We start from the raw sequence: 12,289 nt of genomic DNA on the forward strand, positions 1-12,289 counted from the left end.
AGCGTTGGGATCCAGGTACCGGGAGAGCGTCCGATGAGCGGGGTCACCACCGTCCTGCTGCTGGTCGTGCTGGCCACGGCGGTCGCCACCGGGGCCCGGCGGTGGAGCATCCCCGCGCCGTCCCTGCTGGTCGTGGCCGGAGTGGTGGTCGGGATCATGCCGTTCATCCCGAGCGTGAGGGTGCCGCCCGAGGTGATCAGCATCGCGGTGCTCCCACCGCTGCTCTACGCCTCGGCGGAGGAGATCTCCTGGCGCGAGCTGCGCGCGGTCTGGCGGCCCGTCACGGTGCTCGCACTCGGCCTGGTGCTGGCCTCCGCGTTCAGCGTCGGCCTGGTCGCCTCGGCGATCACACCGCTCTCCCCGGCCATGGCCTTCGTCCTGGGTGCTGTGCTGGCCTCCACCGACCCGGTCGCGGTCACCGCGCTGGGACGCCGGCTCGCCCTGCCGCCCCGGATCCAGACCCTGGTGCAGTCCGAGAGCCTGTTCAACGACGCCACCAGCCTGGTGCTGTTCAAGGTCGCCGTCTCGCTGGCGGTGACGGCGGGCTCGGTCTCACTGCCGTCCGCCGCCGGGCAGTTCGTGCTGCTGGCGGGTGGCGGCGCGCTCGTCGGCGGGGCGGTGGCGGCCGTGGTCGCCTACATCCGCAGCCGTACCGAGGACCCCGTACTGGAGACCGTCACCGCGCTCGTCACGCCGTACGCGGCCTATGTGATCGGCGAGGACCTGCACACCTCGGGCGTCACGGCGGTGGTGGTGGCCGGGGTCGCCCTCGGCGCGCAGAGCCACCGGCTGACCAACGCCCGGATCCGCCTCCAGGTCCACGCCGTGTACGGGACGGTCGTCTTCGTGCTGGAGAGCGCGGTGTTCGCACTGATCGGCCTCGAGCTGCCGGGAATGCTCGACCAGCTCGGGACGATGGGGCAGCTGAGCGGTGAGAAGTGGGCCTGGACCTGGCAGGCGCTGCTGATAGCACTGGTGGTGATAGTCATCCGGCTGCTCTGGATCGGCCCGACCTCCTGGTTCATGCACCGACAGCGCATCCAGCAGGGGCAGTTGGCCGGACCGCTGAACTGGCGGGTGCCCGCCGTGATGACCTGGGCCGGCACCCGGGGCGTGATGCCGCTCGCCGCCGCCCTCACCATCCCGCTGACCGCGGGCGACGGGACCCGGCTGCCCTACCGGGAGCTGGTCCTGGTGCTCACCACCTCGGTGGTCGCCTTCACCCTGGTGGTCCAGGGCTTCACGCTGGCCCCCGTGGTGAGGGCCTCCGGTATCGCGCTGGAGCCGGAGGACACCGCGCGCGAGGAGGCCCAGGCGGTGAACCGGATCCTGGTCGCCGCGCTCGACCGCCTGGAGGAGATGACCGAGACCGACGGTGTCTCGCCCGTGGTCGCCGACCGGATGCGGCGCGACCTCCAGTCCAGGATCGACCAGGCCCGGCTCGCCCTCACCGGGCAGGAGGCCGACACCGACACGGTCACCGTCACCGCCTACCGCCGCCTGCGCCGTGACCTGATCGCCGTCGAGTCCCAGACCCTCCACCGCCTGTACGCCGAACACAAGGTGAGCGACGCCATCCGGGGCAAACTCCAGCACGCGCTCGACCTCGAGGAGGCGGGGCTGGGGCCGCTCTGAGGCCTTCGAAGGGCAGAACGGCCCTTCGGAGCAGCCCGGTCGGTGGACCCCTGCTCCTGGAGCAGGGGTCCGCGACCTACCCGCCGGTGGCCAGTACCGCCCGCTGCCGTCCGTCCCGCACGGTCCTTCGCGCCCCTGAGGGTTCGCTCCCGCGCTCGGAGGCATCGCCCCTGGCCGGTTCCGCCGTGACCGGGAAGACCCGGCGGACGACGCGTTCGGAGGCCTGGCCGTCGTCCCAGGGGCAGAACCGTGCGCGGAACGCCGCCCGTGCGCCCGGCGCCGGATCACCGGCCAGCAGTGCGTCGGCGACCTGGAGCGGGTCGGTGGCGACCGCGCCCGGAGGCTCGGCGAGCAGATCGAAGTACACGCCCCGCACCCGGCGGTACTCGGCCCAGTCCGGCGCGAAGACCACCATCGGACGGTCCAGCACCGCATAGTCGAACATCAGCGAGGAGTAGTCCGTGACCAGCGCGTCGGCGGCCAGGCAGACCTCCTCCACCGAGGGGTGCGCCGAGACGTCCACCACCCGCGCCGCACCCGCGCCGAGGGCCGACTCCCCGATCCCGCCGGAGTGGAAGTAGTGGGCCCGGACCAGCAGCGTCCAGTCCGCACCCAGCCGCGAGGCCAACTCGCCGACGTCCAGCAGCGGTACGTACCCGCCCTGCCCCTCCCGGTGCGTGGGCGCGTACAGCGCCACCCGCTGCCCCTCCGCCAGCCCGAGCCGCCTGCGCACCGCCGCCACCTCGGCGGCCGTCGCGCCCGCGAGCCGGTCGTTGCGCGGGTATCCGGTCTCCAGCAGCTCGTAGCGGCCGGGGAAGGCACGGCTGAAGTGCTCGCTGGTGTGCGGGTTGGGCGAGACCAGGAAGTCCCAGCGGTCCACGGCCTCCTGCAGCCGGTCGAAGTCCATCCCGTCGGCCGCGACCGGGTACTTCCGCAGATCCATGCCCATGCTCTTGAGCGGGGTGCCGTGCTGGGTCTGGACGTGCACCGTCCCGGGCCGCTTGCCCATGGTGTGCGGGAAGTTGACGTTGTTGACGAAGTACTTGGCGGTGGCCATCGCCCGCAGATAGGCCGGGGTGTTCACCACCACGTACGGCACCCCGGCGGGGAGGGCGGCCGCCTGCGCCCTGGTCTCCACCACCCAGACCCCGCGCACCTGTGGGGCCAGCTCCCGGGCCTTCTCGTAGATCGCGGCCGGGTTGCAGGCGTAACCCCGGTGCCAGTACGCCGCGTAGACGGCCAGGTTCTCGTCCAGCGGCAGCCGCCGGAAGGTGCTGTACGCCGCGTACCTGGCACCGCTGCGCACCCCCTTGCGGACGATCGGCGCCATCTCGCCGGCCCGGCGGCGCAGGGAGCGCGGGATCCGCTTGGTGCGACGCAGTTCGCTGTACGTGCGCCGGGAGCCGGTGGCCACCAGGCGGTACTGGATGCCGCGCAGGCCGGCGGGGTAGCGGTAGCCGGGCGGGCGGTGGCGCTCGAAGTGCCGACCGATCCGGCGGAAGAAGTCGTCGCGCAGTGCGGTCGGGACCAGCCCGGGGGTGTCGTAGATGGTCAGGGCCTGCTTCACGGTGCGGTTGAAGACCAGGTTGCGCAGGGCGTCCTGGCCGGTGGTACCGATGCCCCTGCGGTCGAGGAAGGCGAAGATCGCATCGTACTGGGCGAAGGCGTCCGCGTGCTTGGGCGAGGCGGTGTTGGTGATCGCGCCGGGGCGGCCGCGGCGGTAGGTGTAGCAGGACCGGTCCAGGTAGCGCAGTCGGCGGGCGGCGACCACGGCCGGGTAGGTGACGGAGATGTCCTCGTAGTACCCGCGGCCGAAGGAGACGTCCAAGTCCTGAAGGAACCCGCGCCGGAAGACCTTGTTCCAGACCGCCATGACCGTCTGCATCACGCCCGGGTGCTCGCGGGCCGTGCAGCCCTCGGCGAGGGGGGAACCGGTCAGCAGGTGGCGCCACGGGTTGGGCTCGGTGGAGCCGTCCGGGTAGACGTGGGTGAAGTCGGTGAGCAGGACGTCCACCGGCTGCTCGGCGTCCCGCTCGCGGCGCAGCTCGGCGAGGACGGCCTCCAGGGCGCCGTCGGGCAGCCAGTCGTCGCTGTCCACGAACCAGACGTACCGGCCGCGTGCCTCGGCCAGACCCGCGGTGCGGGCGCCGCCGAGGCCCCGGTTCTCGGCCAGGTGCAGCACCCGGAGGCGGGGGTCGCGGGCCGCGTGGTCGTCCAGGATCGCACCGCAGCCGTCGGGGGAGCGGTCGTCCACCGCGATCACCTCGACCTCGGCCGGCGCGCCCTCGGCGGCGGTTCTGGTGGCACCCACTCCGAGCGAGTCGAGGCAGCGGGGGAGGAAGAGCTCCACCCCGTGGACTGGCAGCACGATGCTCAGGAGGGGATTCACGCTGGATTCACTCCGGTTTGGGTGCTGGGCGCTGGGCTGTCGAAAGGCGGCTCGGTGCCGTTCACTTCACTGTAGTGAGCCGCGATGCACGCACAGTGGGTGTTCGGTGACGCTCAGGCAACGGAGAGGTGGCGCAAAGGCGCAGAGACGGCTCGCGGACGGGGCGCTCAGGCCCGGTGGCCAGGCCCCCGGGCGCGGTCCGGACTCTCGGGCGGGATCAGGGCTTCGGACTCCGCCGAAAGGGCGACCGCCGGTGCCGCGCCGTTCGAGCGGCGGCACCGGCAGCCCGGTGGCGGCCCGACCGACCCTCAACGGTCGGCCGCCGGTCCGTACACCATCCGTAGCCAGGCCACCGCAGCGTCGGGGTGGCCGGACAGTGACTCACGGTTGGTGCCGGAAGCTCTTCAGCTGTCGAACTCACGTGGGCCGGGATGAATTCATCCGACCGGGGGACGCCGGGAGAGTGACCCGGTCGCCCGCATTGCTAGAGATATTGCTTGTAAGGAGCGAGGGCGTCAATCCCCCGGATGTGTTCATTTCCTGAAGCATCGCCCGGCCCATTGCCGGGTATGGCCCCGGCTCCTATATTGACGGGACATCTCACATATATTGACGGGACATCTCACAAAGGGCGCTCATCGGTGCGCGCCCCTCCATGCCGTTCCGCACCCGTCGGCTCCCCGCCGACCGTCCTCCGCCGTCCCGAGGAGTCAACGTGAGCGCACAGCCGAACGCGGGCCCGGCAGTCAGCCCGGCGTTACAGGGGCTGATGCTGGCACCGCTGCTCCTGGGTGCCGGGTACGCCGCCGCCGACCTCACCCTGCTCAGTGGCCACACCGCGGACCTCTTCCCCTGGCGGATGTCGCCCGTCACCGCGAGCCTCCTCGGCGCCGGATACGGCGGCATCTGCCTGATGCTCGCCATGGCGCTGTGTACCGGACAGTGGGTGAAGGTGCGGGTGGCGGTGGCCGCCAGCTCGCTCCTCATACTGCTGACGCTCGGCGCCTGTCTGCTCGGACGCGGCACGCTCCAGCTGACCGGGGACGGGGGCGCCGACCGCTCCGCCCGGGTCTGGCTCGGGGTCCATGCCGCCGCTCCACTCGTCGGGCTGATCGCGCTCGGCGCACAGTGGCGCCGTAACGCGCGCTGGCAGGCGCGGAACGGGAACTCCGCCACCCGGCCTCCCCGGCTGCCCTGGTGGGTCGCCGTGCCGATCACCGGAAACGGACTGGCCTTCGCCGCCGCCGGCCTGCTGCTGTACCTGGTGCCGGATGCCCTGGCCCGGTACTGGCCCTGGCAGGTGCGCGCCCTGGACGTGCGGGTGTTCGGCGCCTGGTGCCTCACCTTCGGGGTGTCCATGCTGCTCGGCTGGCGGGAGGCCGAGCTGCGCCGGGTGCGCAACGGCATGGTGGCCCTGATCGGCACCGGCCTCCTCGGGCTGGCCGGCCTGCTCCGCTATGCCGGCCTGGTGCACTGGGCATCGGCGGGATCCTGGCTGACCGTCCTCGCCCTGGTCGCCTTCACCGGGCTCGGCCTCTCCGGCGTCGGGGTCTCCTCGATGCTGCAACCGCCGCCCGGCGGGGAGGCCGCTCGTGCGCCCGGCGCGGAGCTGCTGAGCCGCGCGCCGGTGGCGGCCGGATTCACCCCGGAACAGTAAGGAGGACGGGTCGGCCGGCGGCCGGGGTGTTTCCCGGCCGCCGATATGTCGGGTTGATGCGCAGTCGTGACCCAGGCCACGGCCTCCTGGTGAAGCGTCAGTTGACCGCGCACGGTACGGTGGCAGAACACCAGGGCGGTTGCGCGAAGGCCGTCCCTCACGGATAGTCTTCGCCACGGCCCTGGCGCCTCGTAGGGGTGGGAAACAGATGGAACAGATGCAAGTACGGAGTCGGCCCCGGGTGCCGGCGATCCAGTGCGGCGTCGGCGCGACCGGCCGCCGGATCGACCGCCACCTGTCGGTGCTGGGAGCTCCGGCGCTCTCGACGGTCGACACGGCGGAGGCGCTGGGCCTGATAAGAGAGCTGACGCCGCGCGGTGTGGCCAGCCCGGCCTCCCGTCGCCGTGGCACGCGGGTGCTGCTGCTGGCGCCACTGCGCAGGCTGAAGCGGAGCCTGTTCGGCAGCCGGGGCTGAGACCCAGGCCCGCCCTGAGCGGGCCCGGTCGACCCGACCCGATGGACCGGAGGTCTGTCGGGTCGTCGTGCTGCCCGGAGGCAGGACCGGACCGGCTGTTTCCCGGACCACTGCCCGCGCGCTTTTCGCTGTCCGCCCGCGTGGGCCCCGCGAGGCTTGTGCCGCCCCGTGCGTCCGGTACGTCCTGCGCGTACGCCCGGACCGTGCGGCTCCGCGGCCGTTCGCCGTACGGGCCGCCCGGCGGCCCCGATCCGCGTACGGCGAGCCCTGCTGTCCACCTCCGCGCACGGTGGGCAAGGATGGCACCATGGCGGACACCTTCCACACCATGACCTTCGAGATCACCACCGGCACCGCTGAGGTCGCCCTCGACATCACCGACCGCTGCGCGGCCTTCCTGGACACGGCCGCTCCCGGACGGGACGGCCTGCTGAACGTCTTCGTCCCGCACGCCACCGCCGGGGTGGCGGTGATCGAGACCGGCGCGGGAAGCGACGAGGACCTGCTCGCGGCCCTGCGCGACCTGCTTCCCGCCGACAGCCGCTGGCGCCACCGCCACGGCAGCCCCGGGCACGGCCGCGACCATGTGCTCCCCGGGCTGGTCGCCCCGCACGCCACCCTGCCGGTGATCGGCGGCCAACTCGCCCTCGGTGTCTGGCAGTCGGTGGTCCTGGTCGACACCAACGGGGACAACCCGCGTCGCACGGTCCGGCTCTCCTTCCTCGGCTAGCGGGACCGCGCGCAGGGGCTGCGGGGCAGCCTTCGGCCCCTGCGCGCGGCTGCCGGGCACCTGCGCGGATCCCGGGTCCCGGCTCTCACACCCGTCCAGGGCGCGAGGCCGGGCGCGAGGGCCGGGTACGAGGGCCGGGCGTCGGACCGGGCTCCGCTGCGGCGGTCCGGCCGCTCCCGCAGCCGGCCAGGGAGCGCCCGTGCCCCGGAAGACGGTGCACTGCGCAGGCGCGCCGGCCAGCGGCCACCGCCGGACGGCCAGCCGGGCGGCGGCCGATCGGCGGCCCGGGTGTGGTAGGAAAACGGCATGGCGGACGAAACCCAGCAGTGTGCACTCGCCCCTGACGGCGAGGCCGTCCGGGCGCTGACGCACGACCCCGCGCTCGTCGGGCCGCGCGCCGACTGCGTCCGGTGCGGCGACCCCACCGAACTGCCCGCCGACCACCCGGGGATCACCCTGTGCCCGGTCTGCGCCTGGCAGGAGGCCCAGCGCATCGCCTGCTCCGGCTGAGCGGCCGCCGATGCGGCGGGCCTAGCCGTCCGTACGGGTGGCCAGGTGCAGGGTCGAGCCGTGCCGGCCCTTGCGGACCAGGAGCTGACCGGGGATCCGGGACCGCAGGTCGGCGACATGGCTCACGATGCCGACGGCCCGGTCCCGCTCGCGCAGGCCGTCCAGTACGTCCATCACCTCCTCCAGCGTCTGCTCGTCGAGGCTGCCGAAGCCCTCGTCGATGAAGAGCGTGTCCAGCGGCATCCCGCCCGCCTCGTCCGTCACCACGTCGGCCAGCCCGAGCGCCAGGGCGAGCGAGGCGAAGAAGCTCTCGCCACCGGAGAGGGTGGCGGTGTCCCGGGCGATGCCCGTCCAGGCGTCCACCACCCGGAGGGCCAGGCCGGAGCGCCGGTTGCCCCCGACCCGGTCGTCGCTGTGGACCAGCGTGTACCGGCCGCCGGACATCCGGACCAGGCGCTCGCTCGCCCGCTGTGCCACCTGTTCCAGACGGGCCGCCAGGACGTACGACTCCAGCCGCATCCGCAGGGTGTTCTCCGGCGAGGTGCCCGCGGCGAGGCCGGCCAGCCGGCTGATCCGCCCGTGCAGCTCCAGCAGCGGAGCGAGCTCGGCGGCCAGCGCCGCAAGCTCACGACCGAGCCGGGCCAGCGCCGCGCAGCGCTCGGCGGCCGCGCTCTCCGCTGCCGAGGCCGCCCGCAGCCGGGCCGTCGCCGACTGGAGCGCCGCCTGCGCGGCCTCCTGGTCGACCGCGGGCCGCGCCGCCGCCGCGACCAGCTCCGGGTCGGCCAACTGCCGCTCGACGGCGTCCAGCGCCGCCCGCTGCTGGTCCAGGTGCGCCTTCAGAGCCGCCCGCTCGGCGGCGGGCAGCAGCGCGGCCCGCGCCGCCTCGGGGGTGGCGAAACCCGAAGCCAGACTGGAACGGCCCAGCTCCAGCTCGGCCTCCGCCAGCCGGGATCCGGCCGCGACCGAAGCCCGGACGGCGGCCAGCGCGGCGACCACGGCCTCCGCCAGAGCGGCGAGCGCGGCCGCCCGGGCGGCGACCGACGGTGCGTCGCCCCGGGCGGTGCGCACCCGCTGCGCCAGCTCCTGCTGTTCCTCGACCAGCTTCTTCAACTGGCCGGCGAGTGCCGCACCGTCCTCCCCGGCCTGGCGCAACTGCGCCTGCCGGCTGGACTGTTCACCCGTCAGCCTGCCGATCCGCTGCTCCACCGCCCCGAGGCCCTCGGCCGCCCGTACGGCCGTGAGACGCTCCTGCTCGGCCTCGGCCAACGCCGCCCGCACCTCGGCGACCCGCTGCGCGCCGGCGGCGCCGGAGGCCTCCGCCTCCTCGACCCGCAGCGCCGTCAGGGCCGCCTCGGCCGTTGACAGCGACTGCTCCGCCCGGCTCTGCGCGGCCCGGGCCGCCTCCTCGTCCGCGGCGCCGACCTGCGCGGCGGACGGCTGCGCGGGGGAGGGATGCGCCTCGGACCCGCAGACCCGGCAGGCCTCGCCCGCCCGCAGTCGGCCCGCCAACTCGGCTGCCATACCGGCGAGTCGGCGCTCCCGCAGATCCAGGCTGTGCTCACGGGCGTCCTGCGCCCGGCCGCGCAGTACGGACAGCTCGCCCTCCGCCCCGGCGATCCTGGCGTGCAGCTCGTCCCGCCGGACGGCGGCCGCCAGGCGGTGGCCCAGGTCGGCGCAGTGGGCGTCCAGTCGCTCGACCCTGGCGCCGGCGGCCCGGGCGGCCTCGCGCTCCTCCTGGAGGGCGGCGAGCCGGTCGTCGAAGTCCCGCAGCCAGTCCGCGGCCTCCTCGGCGAGTTCGTCGGCGCGCTCCCGCTCGGCGGTGAGCTTGTGCTGCTCGCGGCTCAGCTCGCCCTGCCGCCGCTCATCGGCCCGCGCCGCCTCCAGCAGCCCGAGCTGAGCCTGCAACCTCCGCTCCGCCTCGGCCAGTTCGCGCTCTCCCGGCTCACCGGCGCCGACGGGGGAGCCGGTGCCGGACGGGACGGTGGGGAGGCGCGCATCGACCGGCGGCGCACCAGCCGGGCTGCCGTCCGGGCCGCCGTCCGGGTCGGGCGAGGAGCCGCGGAGGCGCGCCAGCGCGGCGCGGCGCTCCCGTTCGGTCTGCCGGGCGGCCTGGAGCGCGGCGGAAGCGCCGTCGCGCAGACGCAGCACCGACTCCACACCCAGCGCCGCCTGGGCGGCGGCCAGCCTCCGCTCGTCGTCGGCCAGTCGGCCGGCCGATTCCCGGAGCCGGTGTGCCTCCAACGCGGCCGCCCGGTGGCGGCGCTGGCGGTCGGCCAGCTCGCCCGCCCACTGCCGCTGTCGCTGGGCCGCCGCATGGGAGGCCTCGGCCAGGGCCGCGCCCGAACGCGCCACCGCCCACTGCTCGGCCGCCCCGCTGCGCAGGATGGCCGCCCAGCCGAGCACCCCGGCCGCCAGGCCCGCCGGACCGGCGGCGGACGCCGGGCCCGCGGTGTCCTCGTCGGGCACCCAGCCGTCCGGGGGCTCGGCGCCGGGGCCGGCCGCCTCCTGTGCGCGGCCCACGAGATCGCGCAGCCGCAGCCGCCCGCCCTGCACGGCCGCCTCGTGCGTGCGCCGCTGCTCGCCGAGCCAGCGCTCGACCAGGTCGAACCGGCCGGTGTCGAAGAGCTGCCGCAGCAGCGTCGCCCGGTCGGTGGCGTCGGCGCGCAGGAAACGCGCGAAGTCGCCCTGCGGCAGCAGGACCACCTGGCAGAACTGATCGCGGCTCATCCCGATCAGCCGGCGGATCTCCTCCCCGGCCTCCTGGTGCGATCTGCTGAGCGCGCGCCAGCCCGGTGTGCCGTCGCCGAGGTCGGCCGCCCACTCGCGCAGCAGGGTCTGCGGCTTCTCGGTGGTGGTGCCGGTGCCCCGGCGTTTGGGGCGCTTCTGCTCGGGGCTGCGGGTGATCTCCAGCCGGCGGCCGCCGAGGGTCAGCTCCAGGCGGACCTCGGTGGGCAGCAGAGGTTCGGCGTGGTCGCTGCGCAGCGGATTGCCCCGCCGGGCGCCCGGCACCTCGCCGTAGAGCGCGAAGCAGACGGCGTCCAGCACGCTGCTCTTGCCGGCGCCGGTGGCGCCGCGCAGCAGGAAGAGGCCGCCCGAGGAGAGCTGGTCGAAGTCCACCCGCTCGGTGGCGGCGAACGGGCCGAAGGCGGTGACCGTCAGCTGGTGCAGTCTCATCGGGGCAGCTCCTGCTCGCGCTCGCCGGCCAGCCGGACGGCTTCGAAGGCCTCCCGCAGCCAGCGCTGCTCCAGCTCGTCCGGTTCACCGCCGCCGCGGACGTGCCGGACGAAGCCCTCGGCGATCTCCAGGTCCGCGCGGCCGCTGACCCGGTCCGCGTACGAGACGCGCTGCTCGCCCGGGGAGGGCTCGGGTTCGAAGAGCAGCTGGAGGGTGTGCGGGAAGCGGCGGCGCAGTTCCTCCATCGGGGTGGCCGGGCGGACCGGGTCGGTGAGGGTGGCCTGGACCCAGGCGTCCTCGTGGACCGTCAGCCTCTCGTCGGCCAGCAGCTCGGCCAGGCGGCCCCTGATCCGGGCCAGCGGACGGGGCTGCGGGCAGTCGATCCGCTCGGCCTCCACCGAACCGTCGGCGGCGAGGTCGACCAGCCACATGGTCTTGCGGTGGTCCGCCTCGGAGAAGGAGAAGGCCAGCGGGGAGCCGCTGTAGCGCAGGTGCGGGGCGAGGGTCTGGCAGCCGTGCAGGTGCCCCAGCGCCGCGTAGTGCACCCCGTCGAACACCGAGGCCGGGACGCTCGCCACGCCGCCGACCGTGATGTCCCGCTCGCTGTCGCTCGGCTCGCCGCCCGTCACGAAGGCGTGCGCGAGCACCACCGTCCTGGTGCCGGCCGAGCGCTCCGCCAGGTCGGCCCTGACCCGCGCCATCGCCGCGCGCAGCACCTCGGTGTGCCCGCCGCTGTCCAGCCCGAACCGCTCCCGGGTGAGCGAGGGCTCCAGGTACGGCAGCCCGTAGACGGCCACCGGACCGTGCGCGTCCGCCAGCAGCACCGGGGTGGCGCAGCCGTCCGGATCGGTGCGCAGATGGATCCCGGCCCTCTCGATCAGACCGGCGCCCACCCCGAGCCTGCGCGCCGAGTCGTGGTTCCCGCTGATGAAGACCGTCGGCACCCCGAGGTCGGCCAGCCGGTGCAGCACGTCGTCGAAGAGGGCGACCGCTTCGAGGCCGGGCAGCGCCCGGTCGTACACGTCGCCCGCGACCAGTACCGCCTCGACCCGGTGCTCCCGGACCACCGCCACCAGGTGGTCCAGGAAGTCGCGCTGGGCCTGGTGCAGGCTCTCCCGGTGGAACGAGCGGCCCAGATGCCAGTCGGAGGTATGCAGCAGTCTCACCGCACCGCCCTCACCCGCGTGTCCGCCACTTCAGTCCCTCCGACTCGGCACACGGCCAGCACGGGTACGGCCGGCCAGCACCGAGTATCACAGGAGCCACTGACAATTCCCCCTGCCAGAGCGTTCTCCGGCCCCTCATCCGCACCGGGGGCCAGGGGGGTCTGCCGGGCACCGGCTCCCCGTGCACGGCGGTGCGGGGCGTCGGCGAGCGCCTGACCTGCCCTTACCCCCGGGGAGGGCGATCCGGCGGGTTTGGGAGATCGGCCATCGGTCCGCTAATCTTTCAGCGCGGCAAGGGCCTATAGCTCAGACGGTTAGAGCGCTTCCCTGATAAGGAAGAGGCCACAGGTTCAAGTCCTGTTAGGCCCACCGGCGCGAAGGGCCCGGAGTGGATGTCCACTCCGGGCCCTTCGGCGTTCCACGGCCCGGCCGTTCCGAAGGCGTGCCCGCCCCGCCGGTTCCGGGGTGTGGACGACGATCCGCCTCGCCGTGCTGCCGACGTCCACACGGGGCGACTTCGGAGAGTGGATTGTCAGTGACACTCTGTATGGTC

At 74.1% G+C, this 12,289-nt stretch carries 8 protein-coding genes and 1 tRNA gene; 6 read left to right on the top strand and 3 right to left on the bottom strand.

The annotated features are described in order from the left end of the window. Positions 1–33 precede the first annotated feature (33 nt). Positions 34–1,635: a Na+/H+ antiporter gene (locus tag ACSMTC_RS30180; RefSeq protein ID WP_436562888.1), complete on the top strand. Its 1,602-nt coding sequence runs from the start codon at positions 34–36 to the stop codon at positions 1,633–1,635. A 76-nt stretch (positions 1,636–1,711) separates the two neighbouring features. Here the strand turns inward: ACSMTC_RS30180 and ACSMTC_RS30185 are convergent, their stop codons facing one another. Beyond that, entirely contained in the window at positions 1,712–4,024 is a 2,313-nt protein-coding gene (locus ACSMTC_RS30185) for a bifunctional glycosyltransferase/CDP-glycerol:glycerophosphate glycerophosphotransferase (RefSeq protein ID WP_436562889.1), read from the bottom strand. Between the two features lie 715 nt (positions 4,025–4,739). Between ACSMTC_RS30185 and ACSMTC_RS30190 the strand changes: the two genes are divergently transcribed. From ACSMTC_RS30190 to ACSMTC_RS30205, 4 genes are all read left to right on the top strand, one after another. Further along, positions 4,740–5,681 carry a hypothetical protein gene (locus ACSMTC_RS30190; RefSeq protein WP_436562890.1) on the top strand — a complete coding sequence of 314 codons (942 nt, stop codon included), beginning with the start codon at positions 4,740–4,742 and terminating at the stop codon, positions 5,679–5,681. Between the two features lie 208 nt (positions 5,682–5,889). After that, complete coding sequence (locus ACSMTC_RS30195) at positions 5,890–6,156, top strand: hypothetical protein (RefSeq protein ID WP_436562891.1); 267 nt, start codon at positions 5,890–5,892, stop codon at positions 6,154–6,156. Between the two features lie 307 nt (positions 6,157–6,463). After that, positions 6,464–6,886 carry a YjbQ family protein gene (locus tag ACSMTC_RS30200; RefSeq protein ID WP_436562892.1) on the top strand — a complete coding sequence of 141 codons (423 nt, stop codon included), beginning with the start codon at positions 6,464–6,466 and terminating at the stop codon, positions 6,884–6,886. A 306-nt stretch (positions 6,887–7,192) separates the two neighbouring features. Then, positions 7,193–7,396 carry a hypothetical protein gene (locus ACSMTC_RS30205; protein WP_436562893.1) on the top strand — a complete coding sequence of 68 codons (204 nt, stop codon included), beginning with the start codon at positions 7,193–7,195 and terminating at the stop codon, positions 7,394–7,396. A gap of 21 nt (positions 7,397–7,417) precedes the next feature. Here ACSMTC_RS30205 and ACSMTC_RS30210 read toward each other — a convergent pair whose 3' ends face one another. Both ACSMTC_RS30210 and ACSMTC_RS30215 read right to left on the bottom strand, forming a co-directional pair. Next, positions 7,418–10,570 (bottom strand): AAA family ATPase, encoded by a 3,153-nt coding sequence (locus ACSMTC_RS30210; RefSeq protein ID WP_436562894.1) that lies wholly within the window; start codon positions 10,568–10,570, stop codon positions 7,418–7,420. Beyond that, complete coding sequence (locus ACSMTC_RS30215; RefSeq protein WP_436562895.1) at positions 10,567–11,736, bottom strand: exonuclease SbcCD subunit D; 1,170 nt, start codon at positions 11,734–11,736, stop codon at positions 10,567–10,569. Before ACSMTC_RS30215 ends, ACSMTC_RS30210 begins: the two co-directional genes overlap by 4 nt. A gap of 295 nt (positions 11,737–12,031) precedes the next feature. Here ACSMTC_RS30215 and ACSMTC_RS30220 point away from each other — a divergent pair. Further along, a tRNA-Ile gene (locus tag ACSMTC_RS30220) sits at positions 12,032–12,105 on the top strand. Positions 12,106–12,289: the final 184 nt, after the last annotated feature.

It is taken from the genome of Kitasatospora sp. HPM-01-4 (assembly GCF_051374625.1).
Lineage (GTDB): Bacteria > Actinomycetota > Actinomycetes > Streptomycetales > Streptomycetaceae > Kitasatospora.

Coding starts and splice junctions, on each gene's coding strand:
- ACSMTC_RS30180 (WP_436562888.1), top strand. CDS start 34: ATGAGCGGGGTCACCACCGTCCTGCTGCTGGTCGTGCTGGCCACGGCG.
- ACSMTC_RS30195 (WP_436562891.1), top strand. CDS start 5,890: ATGGAACAGATGCAAGTACGGAGTCGGCCCCGGGTGCCGGCGATCCAG.
- ACSMTC_RS30200 (WP_436562892.1), top strand. CDS start 6,464: ATGGCGGACACCTTCCACACCATGACCTTCGAGATCACCACCGGCACC.
- ACSMTC_RS30205 (WP_436562893.1), top strand. CDS start 7,193: ATGGCGGACGAAACCCAGCAGTGTGCACTCGCCCCTGACGGCGAGGCC.
- ACSMTC_RS30210 (WP_436562894.1), bottom strand. CDS start 10,570: ATGAGACTGCACCAGCTGACGGTCACCGCCTTCGGCCCGTTCGCCGCC.